Source organism: Loigolactobacillus backii, from assembly GCF_001663675.1.
In the GTDB taxonomy this organism is placed as follows: domain Bacteria; phylum Bacillota; class Bacilli; order Lactobacillales; family Lactobacillaceae; genus Loigolactobacillus; species Loigolactobacillus backii.
On record NZ_CP014873.1, the window covers coordinates 1,573,371 to 1,597,803 of the forward strand.

General features: G+C 40.1%; 17 protein-coding genes. 15 read left to right on the forward strand and 2 right to left on the reverse strand.

Going from position 1 to position 24,433, the window contains the following annotated elements; all coding sequences use genetic code 11:
- Positions 1-17 precede the first annotated feature (17 nt).
- From AYR53_RS07010 to AYR53_RS07025, 4 genes are all read left to right on the forward strand, one after another.
- On the forward strand, positions 18-6,068 hold the full coding sequence (locus AYR53_RS07010; protein WP_068281022.1) for an MBG domain-containing protein: 6,051 nt from the start codon (positions 18-20) through the stop codon (positions 6,066-6,068).
- Positions 6,069-6,428: 360 nt separating this feature from the next.
- A complete protein-coding gene (locus AYR53_RS07015) occupies positions 6,429-8,291 on the forward strand; it encodes a phosphotransferase (protein ID WP_068281020.1) in 1,863 nt (620 codons plus the stop codon).
- Entirely contained in the window at positions 8,278-9,222 is a 945-nt protein-coding gene (locus AYR53_RS07020) for a DMT family transporter (RefSeq protein WP_068281013.1), read from the forward strand. Before AYR53_RS07015 ends, AYR53_RS07020 begins: the two co-directional genes overlap by 14 nt.
- 20 nt (positions 9,223-9,242) lie before the next feature.
- Complete coding sequence (locus AYR53_RS07025) at positions 9,243-9,947, forward strand: NTP transferase domain-containing protein (protein WP_068281011.1); 705 nt, start codon at positions 9,243-9,245, stop codon at positions 9,945-9,947.
- 68 nt (positions 9,948-10,015) lie between these two features.
- Here the strand turns inward: AYR53_RS07025 and AYR53_RS07030 are convergent, their stop codons facing one another.
- Positions 10,016-10,423, reverse strand: coding sequence for a TIR domain-containing protein (locus AYR53_RS07030; protein ID WP_068281009.1), 408 nt, complete (start codon positions 10,421-10,423; stop codon positions 10,016-10,018).
- Positions 10,424-11,120: 697 nt separating this feature from the next.
- On the opposite strand from AYR53_RS07030, the gene AYR53_RS07035 reads away from it, so the two are divergent.
- The 7 genes from AYR53_RS07035 (at position 11,121) to AYR53_RS07065 (ending at position 18,172) form a co-directional block, all read left to right on the forward strand.
- Entirely contained in the window at positions 11,121-11,747 is a 627-nt protein-coding gene (locus tag AYR53_RS07035; protein ID WP_225418557.1) for a sugar transferase, read from the forward strand.
- A 101-nt stretch (positions 11,748-11,848) separates the two neighbouring features.
- Positions 11,849-12,724 (forward strand): Wzz/FepE/Etk N-terminal domain-containing protein, encoded by an 876-nt coding sequence (locus AYR53_RS07040; protein WP_068281005.1) that lies wholly within the window; start codon positions 11,849-11,851, stop codon positions 12,722-12,724.
- Between the two features lie 29 nt (positions 12,725-12,753).
- The gene (locus AYR53_RS07045; RefSeq protein ID WP_068280999.1) at positions 12,754-14,130 is read left to right on the forward strand and encodes a hypothetical protein; all 1,377 of its coding nucleotides are present in this window, start codon (positions 12,754-12,756) and stop codon (positions 14,128-14,130) included.
- Positions 14,120-14,893, forward strand: coding sequence for a DUF4422 domain-containing protein (locus AYR53_RS07050; protein ID WP_068280994.1), 774 nt, complete (start codon positions 14,120-14,122; stop codon positions 14,891-14,893). The genes AYR53_RS07045 and AYR53_RS07050 overlap by 11 nt, the downstream gene beginning before the upstream one ends.
- A complete protein-coding gene (locus AYR53_RS07055; protein WP_068280991.1) occupies positions 14,890-16,011 on the forward strand; it encodes a glycosyltransferase in 1,122 nt (373 codons plus the stop codon). Before AYR53_RS07050 ends, AYR53_RS07055 begins: the two co-directional genes overlap by 4 nt.
- A 27-nt stretch (positions 16,012-16,038) precedes the next feature.
- Positions 16,039-16,941 carry a glycosyltransferase family 2 protein gene (locus AYR53_RS07060; RefSeq protein ID WP_068280985.1) on the forward strand — a complete coding sequence of 301 codons (903 nt, stop codon included), beginning with the start codon at positions 16,039-16,041 and terminating at the stop codon, positions 16,939-16,941.
- Between the two features lie 7 nt (positions 16,942-16,948).
- Positions 16,949-18,172, forward strand: coding sequence for a CDP-glycerol glycerophosphotransferase family protein (locus AYR53_RS07065; protein WP_068280982.1), 1,224 nt, complete (start codon positions 16,949-16,951; stop codon positions 18,170-18,172).
- Positions 18,173-18,219: 47 nt separating this feature from the next.
- On the opposite strand, the gene AYR53_RS07070 is transcribed toward AYR53_RS07065, so the two are convergent.
- A complete protein-coding gene (locus AYR53_RS07070) occupies positions 18,220-19,044 on the reverse strand; it encodes a LicD family protein (RefSeq protein ID WP_082920451.1) in 825 nt (274 codons plus the stop codon).
- 467 nt (positions 19,045-19,511) lie between these two features.
- Between AYR53_RS07070 and glf the strand changes: the two genes are divergently transcribed.
- The 4 genes from glf to AYR53_RS07090 are packed head-to-tail and all read left to right on the forward strand — an operon-like array spanning position 19,512 to position 24,286.
- Positions 19,512-20,630 carry a UDP-galactopyranose mutase gene (gene glf, locus AYR53_RS07075; protein ID WP_068280974.1) on the forward strand — a complete coding sequence of 373 codons (1,119 nt, stop codon included), beginning with the start codon at positions 19,512-19,514 and terminating at the stop codon, positions 20,628-20,630.
- 3 nt (positions 20,631-20,633) lie between these two features.
- The gene (locus tag AYR53_RS07080) at positions 20,634-22,055 is read left to right on the forward strand and encodes a flippase (RefSeq protein ID WP_068280967.1); all 1,422 of its coding nucleotides are present in this window, start codon (positions 20,634-20,636) and stop codon (positions 22,053-22,055) included.
- 18 nt (positions 22,056-22,073) lie between these two features.
- On the forward strand, positions 22,074-22,475 hold the full coding sequence (tagD, locus tag AYR53_RS07085; protein WP_068280963.1) for a glycerol-3-phosphate cytidylyltransferase: 402 nt from the start codon (positions 22,074-22,076) through the stop codon (positions 22,473-22,475).
- Positions 22,476-22,534: 59 nt separating this feature from the next.
- Positions 22,535-24,286: a hypothetical protein gene (locus AYR53_RS07090; protein ID WP_068280960.1), complete on the forward strand. Its 1,752-nt coding sequence runs from the start codon at positions 22,535-22,537 to the stop codon at positions 24,284-24,286.
- Positions 24,287-24,433 lie beyond the last annotated feature (147 nt).

Genomic DNA, 24,433 nt, shown 5'->3' on the forward strand with positions numbered 1-24,433 from the left:
AGTAAGGAGAGTGAATAATGAAAATTCGTCGATTATTAAATGCGCAACGGGATGTTAAGCAACACTATAAAATGTATAAGGCTGGCAAACGTTGGTTGTATACTGGTATTTCTATGGCAACGCTGGGTTCAGCGCTTCTATTTGGTTTGACAACTAATACGGAAGCGGCGACTAGTAACACTAGTGACGCAACTTCGGCCAGCACTGAGACGGCGACTTCTGCGGCCAATCAATTAACCGCTAAAACAGTGGCGTTGAAGGCAGGTGCCACCAGTTCGGCGGCCAGTCAGAGTACGGTTTCTAGTGCAGCCAGTTCTACGACCACGCAGAGCAGCGCTACCAGTGCGACCAGCACTGAGGCAAAGGCAAGTACAGCTTCCAGCGCGGCCAGTTCCGCTGCTAAGCAGAGCACCGCTAAAAGTACGGCCAGTTCAGCGGTAAATGAAAGTAGTGCCGCCAGTGCGACTACAACTAGCAGTCGAACTACTGGTTCCAATGCAACGAGTTCGGCCGCCAGCAGTGTTGCTAGTTCCGCGCTAAAGCAAAGTGGCGGCTCAACTAATGATCAAAGCTTGGTTTCAGGTATTTCATCAACTACGCCGGCTGCTTCCAGTACGGCCACGCCACCAAGCAGTGTTGCTGGCTCAACGGCCAGTTCGGCCGAGAGTTCAGCGGTCTCAAATGACCCAACTAACGCTTCAAGTACCAGCAGTAGTGCAGCTAGCGATACTGCCGCCGTTACGGCTAGTGATGTGGCAAATGTTAGCGGGGCCACGGTAGTCGTTCCTAGCCCGGCAACCACAGATAACGCCGAGCAAGTGGCGGCAATTAATTTGGCCAATAATTTAGTGGCCAGTGGCGCCAACCAAACATTGATTTCTTCCGCCGCAACAGCTACTAGTGTGGTGGCCACCGCGGCTAAAATGGCCCGGGTGGTAACGGCTGCAGTCGCAACCAACATTACTATTGGCAATGTCAGCAAAACTTATAATGATCAGCCGGGTACACCAGTGACGTATCAGGTTATTTTGTCTTCTAATTTAAAGGCGCCGGCTTCTTGGTACTTATCCGGCACAAATAATACGATGATTGCTGGGGCATCTGGCGATATTGATTTAACGGCGGTGGCGCAGGATGCGGGAGTTTACAAGATTACGCTAACGGCGGCTGGTTTGGCGGAAATTCAAGCGGCCAATCCAGGCGTTGACGTTACCATGGCCGATGTGACGGCGGGAACGTTAACCATCAAACAGGCCCTGGTACCTTCCCAGGCAATTAAGGTTGTTTCGCAGTCAAAAGATTTTGATAATGACGCAACCAATATGCCGACTAACTATCAGGTCACGTTACCTAGTTTCTTAACTGCACCAACAACTTGGACGCTGGATAGTAGTAATACTGCCGGTTCCACAATCCTTACTTATGATGTACCAGTTAGTACTGGCGACTTGACCAGTGTCAGTAGCCAAAGTATTGGGACTTACCCAATTACGCTAAGCGCACAAGGCTTGAGTGATCTACAGGCCGCTAATCCAAATTACGCCGTGACGGCAGATGCAGTGGTCGCCGGCAACTTTACGATTATGGTCAATAACAAGGTGATTGTCGGGGCCGCAACAGCCACAACAAAATTACCAACAACGCTGAGTGTGACGTTAAATGACGGTTTAACTGCACCAACTGATTGGACGGTTTCTTACGATAATACAGGGCAGAATTCTATCGTCTACAATGTTCCAATTTCTTATTTTGATACTTCCAACGTTCAATTAGGTGTGGATGGCAGTTATAGCGTGACTCTGACGGCTGCCGCTTTGACTACTTTAAAGGCGGACAACCCAACGGTATCCTTTGATAGCAACAACGTTCAGACTGGCTCGATTACGGTCAATACCGCAGCTACAGCAACAACACATTTTAATCCAGGCAACTATTATGTCACCATTAAAGGTCAGAGTGAAGGCCAGGCATTTACCATCGCTGATGGTTCTGGCTTAACTTTAGAATTACGCTTACTGAATAATAACGCGGGTAAATTAACAGTTTCCAATTTAACGGAATTCGTGATCATTCCTAGTGGCTTTGATATTGCGACGGTGAATGCCGCCAATCAGTACACGCAGTCACCTACGCCGGCGGAAACATTAAAGGCTGCCATTATTGCTGAATTGGAAAGCGGGAATGTTGCTTATTCGGGTCTAACAGTAACTCAACTGACTGACTACAATGGTCGGCAAACTTTTGAAATTCAGTTTGGCTCAGTAAATACGGTGGGCGGCCTATTTGATCTGCCTGTTGTTGCAAACGGCGACTCTGGGACAACATCTGGCTACGTTGGAACTAATGCTGGTTCACCTGATTCATCCGTAATGTATTTGACCAGTGACCCAGCGTATACGCAAGGGGACTATGCAGTTACTTTAAGCGGCTATTCCAACGTTGCATCGGTGGCCAATGCACTTGGTATTACTGGTGCTTACGTACTTAATTCTAGTTATACTAATTTTATTTATCCTTACACGATTGTCACGGGCCAGGTCCAAGACACCTATAATTTGGTGGGACCAGCTAATACGAAATTAGGAGCAGTAACCTTTACTGGCGATTCCCAGACCACCTATGATCCGATGACGAAGCTGCAAGCAACGATTGTGGCGAATGGACATACTTACGTTTTGGTGAATAGTTCCGTAATCACACCACAGCTTTTCCCACAGATTGTTAATCCAATCGCTTCAGAAGCGACGGTTAGTGCCGGTAACGCTTACACGGTTTATTACCAAGAAGAGGTCAACGAAAGTGATGTGGCCGATCAGGTAACGGCAATTACGGTTCAAAATCAGGCCAAGGTTTATGATGGCCTGACTAGCACGGATCCAACTAGTTATTTAGTTTACGTACCGACTGGTTATACTGTGCCCACTGACTGGACCGCTACTGCCAACGCCAATTATTACGAAGTTGCGACGAGTTCTGGTGACCTGGATCTTTCGGGCATTACTAGTGAAAAACCAGGGAGTTATGTGGTTAAATTAAGCGATCAGGGCTTGAATGATTTTGCCGCCGCCAATCCGTTGTACTTGCTCGTTAAAGCAGTTGGTATTAGTGGCAACCTGGAGATTACACCTGTAGTGACAACTAAGTACGTTGACGCGACGACTGGCGCAGAAATTAAAACCGCCAGTGTTGACGATACGATCTACGAAAATGGCGCGGCATATAAAACTAGTGCGGCCGTAATTGCCGGTTATGTTTTGACTGGTCTACCAACGAACGCCAGTGGCACAATTGGTGGCGAAAATATAACTGTCACTTACCAGTACAGCCAAGTCGGTGACTACGTGGTAACACCGCCAAATGGTGGCACGTCAACGACAACGCCGTACCAGACTGACCCTGATAATCCAAGTACAGTCACCACGCCAACTAATGATCCAAGTAATCCGATAATTCCGTACGTACCAGGATACACACCAACTGGCCCGGATGGCACGGCCTTGACGCCAGTTGACCCTAACGATCCTGAAGCAGGCTACACACCGCCAACACCAACGTCACCAACGGCAGATACTGAAATTAGTTACACCGCAGATACACAAACGGTGACGGTGAACTTAGTGGATGAAACAGGTAAGGCCGTTACGAATTCTGCTGGCAAGAGTAGTTATACTTTAACCGGTAAAACGGGCACGGCGGTGGACTTTAGCTCAGTGGGTAAAGTGGTTAATGGTTATGTATTGCAGACTGATGGCACCAGCACAGCCTTAGACTATGATGGCGACGATAGCACCAACCAAACGGTCACGTTAGTTTATGCTCAAGTTGGTGGTTACGTGGTAACACCGCCAAACGGTGGCACGCCAACGACCACGCCGTACCAAACTGACCCTAATGATCCAAGTACGGTGACCACGCCAACTAACGATCCAAGTAATCCGGTAATTCCGTACGTACCAGGTTACACGCCAACTGGTCCCGATGGCACGGCCTTGACACCAGTTGACCCTGACGATCCGGAAGCAGGTTATACACCGCCAACACCAACGTCACCAACAGCGGATACTGAAATTAGTTATACCGCGGACACACAAACGGTGACGGTGAACTTAGTTGATGGAACAGGTAAGGCCGTTACGAATTCTGCTGGCAAGAGTAGTTATACTTTAACCGGTAAAACGGGCACGGCGGTAGACTTTAGTAGTGTTGGTAAAGTGGTTAATGGTTACGTATTGCAGACTGATGGTACTAGCACAGCCCTAGACTATGATGGCAACGATAGCACCAACCAAACGGTCACGTTAGTTTACGCTCAAGTCGGCGGCTACGTGGTAACACCGCCAAACGGTGGCAAACCAACGACCACGCCCTACCAAACTGACCCTAATGATCCAAGTACGGTGACCACGCCAACCAATGATCCAAGTAACCCCGTGATTCCGTACGTTCCTGGTTATACACCAACTGGTCCCGATGGCACGGCTTTGACGCCAGTTGACCCTAACGATCCTGAAGCAGGCTACACGCCACCAACACCAACGTCACCAACGGCAGATACGCAGATTAGTTACACCGCCGATACACAAACGGTGACGGTGAACTTAGTGGATGAAGCGGGTAAGGCTGTTACCAATTCTGCTGGCAAGAGTAGCTATACTTTGACCGGTAAAACGGGGACGGCGGTGGACTTTAGCAGTGTTGGTAAAGTGGTTGATGGTTACGTCCTTAAAAACGATGGCACTAGCAAAGAGTTGGATTATGATGGTGACGATAGTACGAATCAAACGGTCACCCTAGTTTACGCCCAAGTCGGCGGTTACGTGGTAACACCGCCAAACGGTGGCAAACCAACGACCACGCCCTACCAAACTGACCCTAATGATCCAAGTACGGTGACCACGCCAACCAATGATCCAAGTAACCCCGTGATTCCGTACGTTCCTGGTTATACACCAACTGGTCCCGATGGCACGGCTTTGACGCCAGTTGACCCTAACGATCCTGAAGCAGGCTACACGCCACCAACACCAACGTCACCAACGGCAGATACGCAGATTAGTTACACCGCCAATACACAAAGTGCAACGGTGAGCTACGTTGATGATACGACTGGAAAAACGCTAATCGTTGATAACCTGACGGGAGTTAGTGGCGGCACTAGCAGCTACCTAACGACCGACCGCGTTAACAGCTATCTTTTGGCCGGCTATACACTAGTCAGTAACGACTATCCTGGTTCACAGTTTATTTTTGATAGCGACGGTGCAACCACGCAAAGCTATCTGGTTCACCTTGTGCACGCCACAAGCACGGCGACGGAGAGTAAAACCGTTAACCAAACAGTTCATTATCAGTATTCGGATGGGACCACGGCCGCAGCGGATGTGACTGACAGCGTGACCTTCACCCGGACAGCAACCACGGATAAAGTAACGGGTAACACCACTTACACTGACTGGACTGCGGAAAATGGTGACGATAGTTTTTCGGCCAAAGTTTCACCAGACATTACGGGCTATACACCTGATCAGAAACAGGTTGCGGCTGTGGTTGGTGTAACTACGGCAGATTCCGACGCTACCGTTACAGTCACCTACGCCAAAAATGACGCAACGGCACCAGGCAACCCAGGCTCGGCAGGCAGTTCAACGGCACCAGGCAACCCAGGATCAGCAGCGAGTTCGGCTACCCCGGGCAACCCAGGCTCGGCAGGCAGTTCAACGGCACCAGGCAACCCAGGTAGCGCGACGAGCTCAACAGCCCCGGGAACTCCAGGTACCGCCGCGACTTCAACGGCCGCCGGCGCCGCAACACCAACTGATTTGGCGAACGTAACGCAACCGGCAATGACCACTGAACAGACGGCTATAGCTAATAGGACCAACGTTAGTGCTAAAAGTTTGACCCAGGCGCAGGCGGCCCAAGCGCCACGGACTAAGGCTAATGCGGCGCTGGGAGTGGCTAAGTTGCCACAAACAGGCGCGGCTAACGAATCATTCCTTGCCCTAATTGGTGCGTTCTTAGTTGCTTTATTTGCGCCGATGGTAGCTTTGAGAAAGAAAAAAGAATAACGCTTATTTCGTAAATTGAACTTTGATTTGTAAATAGACGTGAAATAGCTTGCTAAACGTTGAAAATGACGTTTAGCAGGCTATTTTGTGTTTGGAAAATTTTATTTCCGATTGAATTAGTTAGAAGATCGGCAAACTGATTTTCGATAAATTACGGGTGGTAAACATATTTTTAAGAGTAACTTACAAGTAACAATCTTTTTTAAGCATAATGATGAATTAAATGACTGTCCTGATTGATTGTCATAAAAAAGCGACTTCATTCGTTTTTGTTTATGATATATAAATTGCAGATCTTGACATGATTCTTGAATTACGGTACTTTAGTTATGTTCAATAAATGAACAAGAGGTGAATGTCATGGATAAAATTGATGAAATATTATTAGAATTAAATAATAATAAACAAGTAACTCAGCGACAAATTGCAAATAAAATTGGTCTTTCAGTAGGAACCACTAATGCATTATTACGACATCTAGAGACCAAAAATTTGATTATTATTAGTAAACGTGGTCGTTCCTTTACTTATCAACTGACTCAATTGGGGCGCCAACGTTTAAACGTAACTTTGATGGCTTATCGTAAAATCCGGTTGAAAACTGAACAACAAGCTAATCATCGGCTTAATACTGCAATTATTTTGGCCGCAGGGAAAGCTAAGGATTTTGAACTGCCTGCTTGCCTGCTGCCAATTGATAATACGACACCAATAGATCGAACCTTGACGTTATTAAATAGTTTCAAAATTGAGAATGTTTACGTTATAGTTGGATATGGTGCTAATCAAGTTAAAGCACACCTTGCCAATCGTAATGTGATTTTTTTAGAGAATATGGCTTATGCCACTACAGGAACTATGCGATCTTTAGCCCTAGTCAGAGGGCAGATTAATGGAGATTGTCTTATTATAGAAGGCGACTTATTATACGAGAGTATGTTGCTTGACCAAATTATGGATAATAAGGCGGCAAATAGCATTATTACGGCCAGTATTAGTGGCTCTGGCGATGAGGCCTTCGTTGATTTTGATCAACAAAATAATTTAGTTCGAATCTCTAAGGATATCCGTCAAATGAACCGTTTGTCCGCCGAAATGGTTGGCATCAGTCGAGTTTCGCATACTTTATTGAATGAAATGTTTTATTTATACCAAGACAATCAAAATGAATGGCTTAACTACGAATATCTATTATTAGAGGCCAGTCAATCCTATGAAGTTAAATGCTTACTGTCTAGTAATACTGCATGGGCCAATCTTGATAATGAAAAACAATATAGACGCGCACAGGATTATATCTATCCATTAATTAGGCGCAATGAAAACGATAATCAGATAGATTATGCTAAACAGCAAATTCAGACAATCCTCAATGTACAGGCTAGTGCCATTAGCGATATTCATTTTGCCGGGGGGATGACTAACACCAATTATGAGGCAATAGTGGATGGACAGGATTATTTTATCCGAATTCCTGGTAAATGGACAGAAGTTATGATTGATCGTCAAAGTGAAGCATTAAATGCTCAGTTAGGTAGTATTCTCGGCCTAAATGTGGAAACCAAATATATTAATCCACAAACAGGAATAAAGATTGCTAAGTCAGTTCCTGGTGCGGTGACTCTATCACCACGCACAGTTCGTTTTAGTGATAATTTACGTCAGATTGCACAGATGCTGCATAAATTGCATTTTTCAGAACTTGAATTTCCTAATCAATTTGACTTTATTTCTGAATGGCATAAATATGAACAGATTGTCAATAAGGAGGGTGCCGATTATTATCCTGATTATGAAAATGTTCGGCAACAAGTATTTCAGCTATACCATTTATTGGAGCATAAGTATGGCCTAACCAGTCAACCTTGTCACAACGATTTAGTTGCCGAAAATTTTGTTAAAAGTGATCAGGGAAGATTGTTTTTAATTGATTGGGAATACTCTGGAATGAATGATCCGTTTTGGGATCTAGCGGCCTTGTGTAATGAAAGTCAGTTAACAACAAATGAAACACAGCAATTTTTGAGTGATTATTTTACGCATCGACCGAGTACTGCCGAATTAACCAAGCTTAATATATTTAAAGTCTTTCAGGATATGTTATGGAGTACGTGGACAATTGCTAAAGAGGCCAGCGGTGAAAACTTTGGACGTTATGGCCGAGATCGTTATGATCGAGGCGTGAAGCTGATGCAGGAGGTACTTTTAAATGAAGCAAAGTGAGGCCTCAGGTAATGTGTTTGGTTTAACTGGTGGTCTGCTGTGGGGGTTAGATACTGTATTAATTGGTGTTATATTAGGCCTATCTCCGTTTAAACATTATTTAGTCATTGCGCCATTGGTTGCAACCTTTCTCCATGATACTTTCTCCAGTCTCTGGATGTTATTGTATACAGGAGTAGCACATAATTTTAAGTTGTTAGGTCAAGCACTTGTTTCACGTAGTGGTCGTTTTGTAATGTTAGCCGCTCTGTTTGGTGGCCCAATTGGAATGACGGGTTATGTATTGGCTATTCATTATATTGGTGCTTCTAATACGGCGGTGATATCGGCAATGTACCCTGCAGTTGGGGCTCTATTTAGTTATTTATTTTTACATGAACGTTTAAAATTACGAGGTGTTTTTGGTCTATGTCTTGCGATTATCGCTACAATGATTTTGGGTTTTACAACGAGTGAAACGCCGCATAATAATTTGTTAGGATTTATGTTTGCAATGTTATGTGTGATTGGTTGGGGTTGTGAGTCCGTAATCTGTTCATATGGGATGAAAAACGATGTTCTACCTGATGTTGCCTTACAAATACGACAGCTAGTTTCTGCTTTCACTTATGCAGCAATTATTATGCCACTTGTTAATGGGTACCCCTTAGTTGGTGTCGTTCTAAAGCAGCCGGTTATTGGGCTCTTAGTCCTAACAGCATTAGCAGGAACTAGTTCTTACTTATGCTATTATCGATCAATTAATATTGTTGGACCGATTGTTGCAATGGGATTGAATATTAGTTATTCAGCGTGGGCAATCTTAATTGGAATATTTTTTGGTAATGGGATTGATTTTAAAACATTTTTACTAGCCATCTTAATTATTATTGGATCAATTTTAACAACAGATAATCCAAGGGAATTTTTTAAATTGTTTTTACGAAAATAGATTAAAGGAGCTAAAATGTTATGAATGCAATTATTATGGCAGCAGGTCTTGGGAGTCGTTTTAAAGAGATGACCACACAGCGACATAAATCGCTATTACCAATTAATGGTATTCCTAATTTAGAGCGTACCATTAAAATGCTGCAAATTGCCGGAATTCATGAAATTAATATTGTAACAGGGTATTTGGCCAAAACTTTTGACTACTTGGTTGAAAAGTATCCTGGTGTTAAATTGATTTATAATGATCATTACCGTTCTTATAACAGTATTTACACCTTTAGTAAAGCACTCCCTTATTTTGGTAATTCCTATGTGATTGACGCCGATACTGTAATGAATAAAAATATTTTTAAACCGTTACATCAGAGTACTTATATTACAATTTTACGCCAACTCCACGGCACAGAGTGGTGTCCCGTTGAAATTGAAGGACGAGTAACTAAAATGCTAATCACTGCTAAACACATTCCGTCTATGTCGGGGATTTCTTATTGGAGTGCTGCCGATGCTGAGGTGATCAAGGCAACATACAGCAAATATTTAACTGAAGATACACTCACCGATGCAACACTATACTGGGATAATATCCCAGCTAATATTTTAAAACAATTACACATTACAACATGGCAGGTACCAGAATTTGCAGTATATGAAATGGATACTCAAGAACAATATCGAATTATTCAGAAAAAATTACGAATTGTAGAAAATGTAAAAAAGTGACTTATTTTTAATATAGGAATTTCAAAATATTTAAAGTACTTGAGCGCATAGTAAAAGTCGCTAAATATTTATTCTTTAGCGACTTCCAAAAAAATCGTCCGGATCGCATCGTAAGAAAATTCGGCCAACCAGGCAACATCATAATCATAGACTTCGTAAGGTGACAGGTAGGCAGCCCGCAATTTGTAAATGATTACCGGTTTGTGGTAAGCGACCGCAGCCGTGATTTGCCAGCCAACCCAGTAGGCGTTCTCCATCGTTTGGTTGCCAATTAATAGTAGCAATGCCGAGCAGTCCTTGACGGCTTGCTCATTGACTGCTGGAACCGCGGCCAATTTTTCCGTTGGCGCCATGTGTTGTTCCTGAAAAATGACGTCGGGGAAATTGGGGTTTTGGCCCCATTTACGCAGCAGGTAGATGTAACGCTGACATTCATCGTGATCGTTATCGTAGCTGACCAGTAATTGACTAGACATGAGCGGCTCCCTTGTGTGTTAAAATATGTCAATAACCTAACAAATTATATCCTACCACGTTTTTTACCGGTCCGTAAACGTTGGTTGTGGGTCGCTCATGAAATTCACGGCAACTTCTTACGAAATTCTTAAACTTTAAATGGTTAAATGACTTTAGTTGAATCAAGGGATTGAATTGCGGTAAAATACCATTAAATTAGCAAACTAATTTTTAACCACGTTTGCATCAACTAGGCCATTCTAAAAAGGTGTTTTCCAAACATGGTCTAGACGTGATTTTAAGAAGGCAGTCGTTTACTTCCGGCATCAAAAAGGATTAACGGCCAATTTTGTTTTTCGTTAGCGTTTGAAACAAGGCAAAAGCCAAACGCCATTTCAAAGCAGCAAGCAGGTCGCCTTTCAAGAATGACTTGTGTTCGTAGAAAATTTTGGGTATACTTGTTGCTGTTGTAATTAGGTTACGTAAGTAAAATGAAGCTAATCATTCGGCTAGCAGTTCTAAACGCTAGTGGCGTGCGCTTCTTGGTAGTAATGAAGCGCCTGTTGTTATTGAAAACTTACGCTGACTAAACTAACGTCAGTTTTGGACGTTAGGGGAGGACCAACAATGGAAAAAAAGGAAACAGTTGGGCGTCGTTGGCAATCTGATTTTTACCATAAGGATGCCGACCCAATATTATTTCGTGGAGAACAACCAATGAGCAAATCAAAGACTTATTTAGCGATTAAGCGGCTTTGCGATATCGTCGTTTCTATCATCGCCTTGATCTGCTTAATCCCAGTGTTTGCGGTTATGTTTATCCTTTATCGTTTTGGTGAAAACCGTGGACCGATGATCTATAAGCAAGAACGAATCGGGAAGAACGGGAAGCCGTTCAAGATCTGGAAATTTCGTTCGATGGTCGTCAATGCAGACAAAAAATTAAAAGCAAATCCGGCGTTATACAAAAAGTACCTCGCCAACAGCTATAAGCTACCTGCCGAAGAAGATCCCCGGATCACGCATTTTGGACGAATTATCCGAAAGACGTCGATTGATGAGTTACCACAGTTCATTAACATCTTAAAGGGCGATATGGCACTAGTTGGACCCCGTCCCGTTGTCCGGACGGAATTAAAGGAATACGGCGACAATGTGCGTAAACTGTTATCCATGACGCCTGGTGCAATGGGTTATTGGCAAGCAAGTGGCCGCAGCAACATCGGTTATCCCGAACGTTGCGATATTGAGATGTATTATATTGATCACGCCAATTTTTGGTTCGATGTCAAGATCGTGTTCTTAAATATTATCAGTATTTTTAAGAGTACGGGTGCCTATTAAAAAATTAAGGAATGTGCTGGTGGTTTAATATCATCAGCACATTTGTATATGGATCGATTTATGACTGAATAGCAAATCTAATTAATGAGTGTGGGGATCTTATGAAAGATGAAATTTCTATAGTGGGACTTTTTAAAGCTCTGCTCCGACGTTGGTATGTAATCTTATTAGCGATAATTATTTTTGCAATGAGTGGTATTTTCGCAGCTAAAGTATTTTACCAGCCAACATATAAAGCAAGCGCTATTTTTTATGTAGAGAAAAAATATACTACATACGTGCCAGTTGATAAAAATGACAAAAAATTGGCGCAAAAGTTTTCTACAATACCTAAAAAGAAAAAGCCTATCCCATTGCCTGCACCGGAAAAGCCTGCGACAACAATTAGTGGGAAAATACATCAATTTATTGAAAGTTTGCAGGATAAAGATGCATTAAGGCCACAGAATAACCAAATAATAACGCCTGAAAAATCTAATCCCAAAAAAGATAAACAAAAGGAGAAAAAAGAACGTCAAAAGTTGTTACGGCAACATAAGATCCATAAAGTAGCAAAATGGGAAGTAGATAACTCTGCACGCATGAAGTATCAGGATAAGATTCGTTCTGCTAAATTTTTAAAATCTGTTCAACAACAATTACAGTCGGACTCAAGTTATCAGCAAAGCTTGTCCCAATTACAGCATAATGTGCAGATAATTATTAATGCACAGTCACCAAACCTTAATCTAAATACGACTGGTAATTCACCAAAACTGGCAGTTAAAACGTCAGCAACAATTATTTCTGAATTAAAACGGCAATCGTCAAACAAACAACGTATTCAAATAGTGACACAGAATACTACAAAACAGATAATCCAAAGTCCAATGAATAGATTAAAATATGGCTTTTTGGGTAGTTTAATTGGCCTTATAATTGGAAGCCTGATTGTTCTTTGGCAAATGGGGATATTGGTGAATCCATTTAAACGTTAAAATTCGGAATATTTTATGAGGTGAATAGCATGGAATGGTTTATAATCCCTATTAGTTTGTTTACAAAAAATATTAATTACACATTACCAAGTGTTCTGGCAACATTGCCGATTTATGTTTTTGCGGTTATGATGTTATATCGCTGTGTTACAGTACGGGGAACTTTTAGTGCAATAATGGTTAATCGAAAAGTTTTGACGATTACCTTAATTAATATTTTGGCTCAGTTAGTGATGATTATTTATAGTTATAATGTTACAAATCAACCAGAAAATACAAGCGGCCTATCAACCGGTCCGGTTAATGTTTTTCTGTTTTTTGGAAATATTTTCTTTGTTTATTATTTTATGAGTGTCATCATTAAAGATGATGCTTCTGCACTTAATTTCACTAAATCCATTTTAATTACATTATTTGTTTTTTCGGTATTAGTATTGATTCCACAAGCCATTGCAACTGTTAGTCGAAAAACGGACATGTGGGTTAATTTGATGGGTCGTTTATTTGAGGTTGAACACACCAATCGTGGAGATTTTTATTGGGTTGGTAGCTATACGACAACTATGCGACGAATCAATGGATTTTCATCAGAGGCCGCGTATTTTTCAGCACAAATAGGGATTGTATTTATACCGTTTATACTTGCTGCAATCAAAAATCATTTTGACTATTTCAAAAATGCACGTGTTCGCTATGTTTGGAAATATTTGGGACTTTTATTATTTTTATTTTTAATTTTACTTTTGGCAAAAACTTCGACTGGTATTTTAGTTATTATTATTGCTCTATTATGCCTTTTTGTTTCAGCACCAAAGGAGTACCGACGAATTTATTTTGTGATTGGTATTGTTGGACTGGTGTTACTTGCAGGGCTATATCAATTTGTACCATATGTACACGCGTTATTAACTAAATATTTATTTGCCAAGCAAGGAACAGGAAATCGTGTTGGTGGAACAATTGGGTTGTTTAAAACTTTTTTGCACTACCCACTATTTGGAGCGGGGCAAGGTTATCTTAGTTATTATATTTTTAAATTTGTGCCGCATGCAACAACGCTTAATGGCGAATTTCATTTTAATTTCTTAAAAACTGGATATCCAGCGCTCAGTATTTGGGGCATGATTTTTGCGAGTTTTGGGTTAACCGGAGTTGTACCGTTATTCATTTATTTATATAATAAGATAAAATTGGCTTGGCGGATAAAAAAACAAGCAATTACTAGCCAATTATCTAATGCAATTTTCTATAATACCATTGTGGACAGCTTTTACTTTACGTTAGTTCTTTTTTCAGTAATTGCATTTTTTACCTTTTCCTGGGGAGATGAAATCTACCTAATTATTTTCTTCTTCTATATTGTCATGCTTAAACGCGCAAGTAAGGAGTTAAATCTTGAACGTTAAAATATTAGTAGCAGCTCATAAAAATTATGTAATGCCCAGCGATAGTAATTTGTATTTACCCATTTTTGTAGGGAAGGCTCTGCATCCTAACGTTAACCAAACTTTTCAGGGTGATAATACTGGTGATAATATTTCTGCAAAAAATGCTCACTATAATGAATTAACGGCGGTCTATTGGGCATGGAAAAATTTAGATGCTGATGCGATTGGTTTGGTTCACTATCGTCGCTATTTTAGCCTTCGGCCGAAAAGAAGTTTGACTAGTATTTTAACGCAGGACCAAGTGGATTCATTATTAGTTGAGCACGATGTGGTTTTGCCAACTAGACGCAAATACTATATTGAAACTAACTATTCCCATTACATTCACGCCCATCACGCTGAGCCATTAGAGCTTACTCGCCAAATCATTGCTCGCGACTATCCTAGTTATTTGGCCGACTTTGATCAAGCAATGAAGCGGACTTCGGCCCACATGTTTAATATGTTCATTATGAAAAAACAGCCATTTAACGAGTACTGTACTTGGTTATTTGATATTTTAACAAAGCTGGAGAAACAACTTGATATCACCGGGTATGATAGTTACGAAACTCGAGTTTACGGTTTTGTTAGTGAACGACTGTTAGATGTTTGGTTAGCCCAAAATTTACAGTATAAAACGACTGAAGTACCGTTTGTTTTCATGGAAAAGCAAAATTGGTTTAAAAAGGGCGGCAATTTTTTATTGCGTAAATTTTTTGGTCGGAGCGCCAAACCATGAAAAGGGTCCTAATAGTTGGTGACTTTCTACATGGCAGCGGCGTCACTTCGTTTATTTTGAACGCTTTTGGTAATATTAATGATCAACAAATTCAGTTTGAGGCGTTGGCTAATGCTGGTTCGTCCGAAATGAAGGCGGAGATTGAGGCAAAATATGGCTGGCCAATGACCGTTATTCCGGCGGCCAATCAGGGATTACACAGTCATTTAAAGGCTTGGCACCAATTTTTGAAGGCAAATCGAGGTCGCTATGATGCAGTTCACTTTAATTATTCAGCAATGTGGAACTTTTTGCCGTTAATGATGGCCAAGCATTATGGTGCTAAGCAAATAACCCTTCATTCCCACAATACTTATTTTGGAACGGATGGTTCAGCAGCTAAATTACGCGTTTTAAAGTTACTACATAATTTTGGCAAGTGGTATGTTTGTCATTTTGTAGCTACTGATTTTGTGGCAGTGTCCAAAGAGGCTGCACAATGGCTGTTTACCGGTTCAATTGTTAAACGACAGCGTTATCACCTAATTCGCAACGGTATTAATTTGGCCAAGTTTAATTTTGATCCTGAAAAGCGACGGCGGCTACGTCAAGCAGCTAACTTGGATGGCAAACACGTTTACGCTAATGTAGGTGTTTTCGAAAAGCGGAAAAATCAGCAATTCTTAATTAAGATTTTTGCTAAAATTGCGGTCCAAGACCCACAAGCTATTCTGTATTTAATCGGAACAGGACCACTTGAAACGCTGCTTAAACAGCAAGTTAAGGCGGCAAAACTAACTGATCAGGTCCAATTTTTAGGCCGGCGTTCTGATATGGCTGATTTATATCAGGTAATGGATTATTTAATTTTTCCATCATTACATGAGGGTTTGAGTATGGTTTTTGTCGAGGCTCAGGCTGCTGGTTTAACTATTTTCCCTTCCGCAGAAATACCATTAGATCGCTATGACCACGAGATTGTTTTTCCAATCTCGTTATCCAAATCTGCGAATCAATGGGCAGAAGTGATTGGGCAACATCAAAATAGCGAGCGGCGGCAGGGACATATTGCTGCGTTGCGTCGATTAGGCTATGATGAAAAGCAGACGGTGAAGGCAATACACGCCCTGTATCAGTAAGGGTAGATAATGGATAGGAAGTTGAAAATGAAGGTAGCAGCGCTAGTTGTAACGTATAATAAACTTGATTTACTTAAGGAATGTTTACAGGCACTTTTTAATCAAACACACCCTTTAAATCACATTATTGTGATTGATAATGCTAGTGAGCAGACAACGCAGGATTATCTGACGGTATTAAGCCAGCAAGGTCGAATTAATTATGTTCGGTTACCTCGTAATATTGGGGGTGCCGGGGGGTTTAATGCGGGGTTAAAAACGTTTATTAAACACACACAAGATGATTTTGCCTGGATTATGGATGATGATACGATTCCAACGAAAACCGCTCTAGAAAAGATGTTGAGTAAGACCGATAAACTAACGCATCTTGGTTTTTTATGTAGTAATGTTAAGTGGACCAATGGTGAACCTAGCGCAATGAACATACCAACTTTGGCTAAGAATTGGACAGGAGCACTGGATGAGGATGTTGTTGCAGTTAAGGCGGCCTCATTTGTTTCTTGTATGGTAGCTCGTACCGCAGTAATAAAAGTTGGTTATCCAATTACAGATTTCTTTATCTGGGGTGACGATGTTGAATATACTAATCGGGTTTCCAAGTACTTTAACTGTTACTTAGTTAATAAGAGTGTCGTTATTCATAAAATGGCGGAGAATAAGAGTGTTAATATTGCGTTAGAAAATAATCCTAAACGGATTGCGCGATACTATTATTCATTTCGCAACCGGCATTTTACAGCACGGCATAAGGGCTTTGAAACCTCTGCTTATGAATTCCTTTTTGTCTTAAATTCGGTACGGCGTGTTCTATTTGGTAAAAATAGCCATCGTTTGATGAAACTAAAAGTGATTTTTAAGGGAACAATGGCAGGTTTATCGTTTAATCCTAAAATTGAGCAAGTTGATCTGAGTGATTTAAAAGACTAAAAAGTAGGTGATTTCAATTAAACGATTTCGACGGTTAATTCGTGAAATGACGGGCTTATTTGTGATACTTAATGGGTTTCGCCGGCTTTTTTACCGAATCGTAATTGGTGTTCTTCGTCTGTTTGTTCACGCGGATAAGAAAACGATCCTTTTTAATAGTTTCTATGGGAGTTCGTATAATGATTCCACCCGCGTTATTTACGAAAAAATGACTAGGGATCAGCGTTTTAAGGGTTATCGAATGTACTGGTTAATTGATGATTTTAGCAAAATGCCAGAAGTCGATCCACGGTTTTTGGTTCGCGATAATTCGGTTGCCCACGTCTATTATTTATTAAAGGCCAAGTACTGGGTGAGTAACTCAACCATTGAGCTCGTTCGTCAGGTTTCAGTTCCTCGTGCTGGCCACGTTTACATTAACACTTGGCACGGTATTCCACTGAAATATTTAGGTGGTGACGAGCTAGAACAGAATTTTGCCACTAAATGGTTCAGTCAAGTTCAGTTTGATTATTTATGTGCTTGTAATGACTATGATGGCCAAATTTTTGCCCACATTTTTCCTAGGTCGGCTCAACAAATTCATCAAGTTGGCTTACCGCGTAATGAAAGCCTACAGCAGAAGTTTACTCAACAACAAGTTACGGCGCTCAAACAAAAATTGGGTGTTCCGTTAGATAAAAAGGTTGTTTTATACGGACCAACCTTTCGTGATTTTGAAGTTAAGCATTACCAGTATAAAAATGCTTCTTTGGATCCAACAGGCTTAGACACTGCAACTTTGACGCGGATTAAACAGCGGTATGTTATTTTAAACCGCAGCCATTACTACGTTGCGGATAACCGGCTGAGTAAGCAACCGGCACAGGATAGTACTTTTGTTTATGACGTAACCGACTATCCTCAGATCAATGATCTTTTTCAAATTGCGGATATTTTGGTGACGGATTATTCAAGTTTGATGTTTGATTTTGCTATTTTAGGCAAACCAATCTTGCTCTTACAGGCCGATTTGCAGGTGTACATTAAAAGACGCGGTTTATACATGAATCCCGCCGGAAACCTTTTACCAAGTTTTACTAGTACGTCGAAGTTATACGCGTATTTAGCAGAATTAGGTACAGCGGACTATTCAACCCTTTCCAAACAGGCAAAAGCATTTGCCGCTAAGTATCAGCCCAAGCAAATAACTGCGACTACTGAGATAATTGACTATATTGAATCACATTAAAAAGGACTAAGATTTTGTCTTAGTCCTTTTTAATGTGCAATAATATTTTAATTCTTCCAGAAAAGTTTGTATGGATGCTTTGTAACCCGATCCTTTTTGGCCGGTAATTTTGTATAGTCCCCATATAAGGCGGTTAAATAATCATGATAGTGTTTGATGCGGCGAAATTCTCGTTTTTCGAAGCTGGTATTTTCAGTTCCAATAAAGATTTCGGTTGCCATTGCTTCCCGTTCACGAAATTCGCTAAGAACGTAACCAGCTAATTTTGTGGAACCAAAGGGATACTTTTCCTGTAATTCAAGCATTTGCTGTCGCCAGTAGGCCATATCATGTCCATGTTGTGTTGCTTTTAAATGATCAGGTAAAAGCAACAAACTTTTAGCAACGGCCTTAAAACGTGAGTGAGATGAATAATAAAAACACGGCGCGGTATTCATCATTTTTTCGTAATTTGCTAATTGATCAACAAATGGCTGTAATTTTGGTTTATTAGGTACACCATCAACCGGGAAAATATCAACAAAGACGCCAAAGGGATCTAATGTATCTAATTTATATCGCGTTTGAATAATCGTTCGAGTATCAAATACTTTGAGATAGCTGTAAAAATAATTTGGATCTTTTGGCTGCACTAAAGAATATCGTGAATTCTTTTTTTGTTGAAGTAGCTGTCTTAACTTTTCATAATTAGGACGAGTCAGCATTAAATCAGCATCATCATCCCATGGAATGAAGCCACCGTGACGAATAGCTCCAAGAAGTGTCCCCCCACAAAGTGAATATTCGATCCCATTTGTTCGGCAAAGCTGATCTAGATAGATCAACAATTCGAGCATAATCCTTTTTTCGTCTTGTTGCGTTATTTTTTTCATAATTCACCCGAAATAAGTAATTTTATCAACCTAACCTTAATAGAGTAACATAAAAAAGATTTGCATGCTTTTTTTTGAGTTGTAAAGCGTGTTATGATCATTATCATTAAAAATATATAAGAAAGAAGGTATTCTATGCTAGAGAGAATCATTGAAGGACGTCAAACTCATTATTGTGTTTGTTTAAATAATGCGATTAGCAATCTAGGCGTATTTAATCAGATTTGATCGCATTTATAGTACTGGTTAGTTAATGTAATTTCAATATTTTTTATTTACGGGCAATTAATTTGGTTTTGAGTGGTAATAAAAATTTATTTTGTTCATTTTTGTTCATTTACTAAAAAAGTTTAAATACTGGTTTAGTTATAGAATTAAACTGTTATTTTAACTTAGTTTCTGTATAATAATAGCGTATGTATCAATAATGTTTTAAGTGATAATATAATTCAGGAGGAATTTAAATAATGGCTCATTATGATTATTTAGTAGTTGGTGCTGGTTTGTTCGGCGCAACTTTTGCGTACGAAGCGGCAAAACGGGGTAAAACGGTTAAGGTAATTGAGAAGGAAGATCATATTGGTGGTCATATTTACACTAAGAACGTTGACGGCATTAACGTTCACGTTTACGGCGCCCACATTTTCCATACCAGCAACAAGGATATTTGGGACTACGTTAATCAGTTTGCGGAATTTAACCGCTACACCAACAGTCCCATCGCTAACTATAAGGGCGAAATCTTTAATATGCCATTTAACATGAATACCTTCAATAAAATGTGGGGCGTCATTACTCCTGAAGAAGCTCAGGCTAAGATTGACGAACAGCGCCAAGAAATGGCCGGTAAAAAGCCAGCTAACTTGGAAGAACAGGCGATTTCTCTGATTGGGCGGGATGTCTACGAAAAATTGGTTAAGGGCTACACTGAAAAGCAGTGGGGTAAAAAGGCAACTGACTTACCAGCTTTCATTATTCGCCGCTTGCCCGTTCGGTTAACTTACGATAATAATTACTTTAACGATGCCTACCAAGGTATCCCAATTGGTGGTTATACGCAGATTATCGAAAAAATGTTGGCCGACGATAAGATTACCGTTGAAACGGGCGTTGATTTCTTCGCTAATAAAGCGCAGTACTTAAAGGATTCGCCAAAGGTAATTTTCACGGGCATGATTGATCAATACTTCGATTATCAATTGGGTACGCTGGAATACCGTAGTTTGCATTTTGAAACTGAAGAATTAGATCAACCTAACTATCAAGGTAACGCTGTGGTTAACTATACAGACGCTGAAACGCCGTATACGCGGATTATCGAACACAAGCACTTCGAATTCGCCCGGGGTAACAAGAAGAAAACAATTATCACTAAGGAATTTCCAAAGACTTGGCAAAAAGGCGACGAACCTTATTACCCAGTTAACAATAAAGAAAACAATGGTTTATTTGCACAGTATAAAGAACTAGCGGCAACGCAGCCCAACGTCGTTTTTGGTGGCCGTTTAGGTCAGTATAAATATTACGATATGCACCAAGTGATCCAGACTGCTTTGACCACCGTCAAAAAGGAATTCAGTGATTAATTTATGAAGGTCGTTAAAAACTATTTGTATAATGCGAGTTATCAGTTATTTCTGATTCTCGTTCCCTTGATTACGACACCCTATATTTCCCGGGTTTTAGGCCCAGAAGGTGTTGGAATCAACGCCTATACAAATTCAATTATCCAGTATTTTGTCTTATTCGGTAGCATTGGGATCAATCTCTACGGTAACCGCGAAATTGCGTACCACCGGGATGATCCGGCCAAGTTAACTAAGACTTTCTGGGAAATTGAGAGTCTGCGGATAATTGCCATTTTAGGGGCCATTGTTATTTTTATGGGCTACTTGGCCATTGTCCATAAATACCATAATTATTTAGTCATGCAGTCTTTCCAGCTAATTGCGGCGGCGTTTGATATTTCGTGGTTCTTTATGGGAACCGAAGATTTTCGAACAACTGTTTTGCGGAATATGCTGGTTAAGATTTTGTCTGTTGTTTTAATCTTTAGTTTTGTTAAAACGGCCAGTGATACAGCACTGTACATTTTAATTATCGGTGCTTCCCAGCTGGTTGGTAACATCACGTTGTGGCCGTATCTGCGCAAACGCTTGGTGCCAGGGATGTTCCACCACTTGAATATTTGGCGGCATTTTCGACCGGCACTGGTTTTATTTGTGCCCCAAGTGGCCACACAGATTTACTTAGTGTTAAACAAAACGATGTTGGGCCAATTTGATAGTGTCACGGCAGCAGGCTTTTTCGATAATTCGGATAAGATTGTTAAAATGGTACTGGCCATTGTGACGGCGACAGGTACCGTAATGTTGCCGCGAGTTGCCCACACCTTTGCTCAAGGTAATATGAAAAAGGTAAATTCTTATTTGTATACGACCTTTGATTTTGTCACTTTTGCGTCAATTCCAATGATGTTTGGTTTGGCCGCGATTGCGCCTAAGTTTGCGACTTGGTTCTTTGGACCTAAGTTTGCGGCTACTAGTACTTTGCTGATGTGCGAGGCGCCGGTTATCCTGTTCATAGCGTGGAGTAACGCCATTGGCACACAGTATTTGCTGCCCACTAACCATAACCGTGAGTACACGGTGTCCGTAACCATTGGTGCCGTTGTTAATTTACTGCTTAACATCCCGTTGATTATTAAGTGGGGTGCCGTTGGAGCGGCGATTTCTACCGTTGTCTCTGAAGCCAGTGTTGCTTTTTATCAGTTGTACGTTATTCGCAAACAGGCGTCGCTTAGTCGTTTATTTACCAGTTTTTGGAAATATTTACTCGCTGGGGTAGTGATGTTTGCCGTTGTCTTTGCCATGAATTTACACCTGCCATTTGGCGCCGTTAACCTAGTTCTTGAAGTTGGTGTCGGCATTGTCATTTACGGACTGTTCATGGTGATTTTACGGCCGAAGATTATGACCACCGTGAAGGATTTCGTGGGTTCGCGGCATTAAGTTAAAGGAGATAGAAGCGTGAAAACTGTTATTACTTATGGAACATTTGATTTACTTCATTGGGGCCACGTTCGTCTTTTAGAGCGGGCAAGTCAACTAGGCGATAAACTAATCGTTGGATTGTCAACTGATGAATTCAACGCAATAAAGCATAAAGAGGCCTACCATAGTTATGCGCACCGCAAGTATATTTTGGAGGCTATTCGGTACGTTGATCAAGTTATTCCTGAAGAAAATTGGGATCAGAAGATTAATGATGTTAAAAAATACCACGTTGATACGTTTGTGATGGGCGACGACTGGAAAGGTCAATTTGATTTTTTGAAGGACTATTGTGAGGTTATCTATTTACCACGAACAACGGGTATTTCAACTACTAAGATTAAGCATGATTTGAATCTTCAAGGTAGGACAAAATAGGTTGTATAGGTTGAAAAAAATAGTTTAAGTTTACTCATTCAAAAAGGGAGGATAATTGAATGAATAACATTAGTTGGCGCAAAACTAAAGTGCTTCCTTTTTTAGTTTTGGCTTTATTTGCCATTATTATTCAGTTGCCGCAAATATATGATCATTCGATTATTTTGGGGGCTGATTCGCTTTTTCACATGAATAGGTTTTATGAGGCCGCTATGCAAATTAAACATGGTCATTTTAGTTATTTTCAGTCTATTTATGGATTTCAACAAACGGCAAGAGTGGTTAATGCTTTATATGGACCACTTTTTGCTTATGCAAATGGTCTTTTATTGCTACTAATGGGTTCTTGGTTTAAGTATCAAGTAGTAACTTCTTTTTTTGTTTTTTTTATTAGTGGAACAGGGATGCTTTTACTAGCAAGAAAAGTTAGTATTAATGAATACTATGCAACTAGCATTGCAATAATGTACATGTCCTCTGTCGCCGTTTCATTTTGGACAATGCAACAGGCCTTTACATCATGGGGGGCCGCTATCTTCCCTTACCTTTTTTTGTCTGCAATTAATATGATCAAAAATACTGAAAGACCCATTAATCCATACTTATTGGTCAGTGTTACGGCGATACTTATTCAAGTTCATGTTTTAAGTACGCTAATTGGTGTCAGCGCATTAGTACCATTTATGATAATTGGATTTATTAGAACAGATCATAAAAAGAAAATGATTATCGATTTATTACTATCTATTGGCATTGTTTTGTTTTTGTCTGCTAATATTTGGGGAGCAATGGTCGAGCTATATAAAAGCAATCATATACTAGCGCCAATTCCTAATTTAAATCTATCAGTTTCTGCCAATATTTTGGGTTCAACACAGTTTGATTTTAATCATCTTGGTATTTTTTCCCCATTGATTTTTATTTTTCAATTTATATATGTATTGATAAATTGGAAAGCAAGCTCTTTGGTTCAACGTACAGTAACAACTGTCGGTTTTTTTTATTTAATTTTATCATCTAATTTAATTCCTTGGACGGTTATTGGAAATCATGTGGCCTTTATGCAATCTTTTCAAGAGCCACAAAGATTTACAGTGGTTGCTGATATCTTATTATTAATTGGTTTTGGAATGACCTTAACTGAGCTAAAGATTAGTCAACAAAAGTTAACAATTCTTAAATCATTGGTGTTTACTTTAGCAATTTCGATGAGCTTTTACACAAATGAATCAATAAATGAAGCTTCAAATCTTTGGCAAAATAATCAATTAGGTTATTTACATGCTGTTCAAAAAAGGACTAATAATTTACAAATAATACGAAACAGTTTTTTTAGGCAAAATGATTTAGGTACAGGATTAAGATTACTTGTTAAACCAACACCCGATTATTTACCAACAAATAAAAAAGTAGTTGCTAGCAATTATAGTGAATTAAATCCCTATAAATTATATTCTGAACAAGTATTAAATAACAATTTACCTGTACAAAAGAGTATAAGTGGTAATAATACATTGGTGTTAAAATGGGTTAATGATTCTAACAAATCAAAGTCAACTCAAATTCCAGTATTTCATTATGCGCAGACGCAGTTAGTGTTCAATCATAATAACTTACATAATAAAGAATTTAAAATTTCCAAATTAGGTGCGGTAATTTTAAATTCAAGGCCAGGTGTCAATCTGTTAAAAGTAAAATTTGTTCCATCAAAATTTTTTGGCATATTATGGTTGATAACGCTAATATCATGGCTTTTTGCTTTCGTTTATAGTGGAATACGATTCATTCATAAACTACGTGTAGATAGTTAATTTAATTGTATGTGTGCTAACGGTTTGAAAACTGATTTTTGTAAATTGAAAAACATATCTAAAGTCATAACTTGATTATTTTAGGCTAACTAATTGCGGTTACATTGCTGATAAATATCATATGTATCTCGAAAATTGTTTAGACAT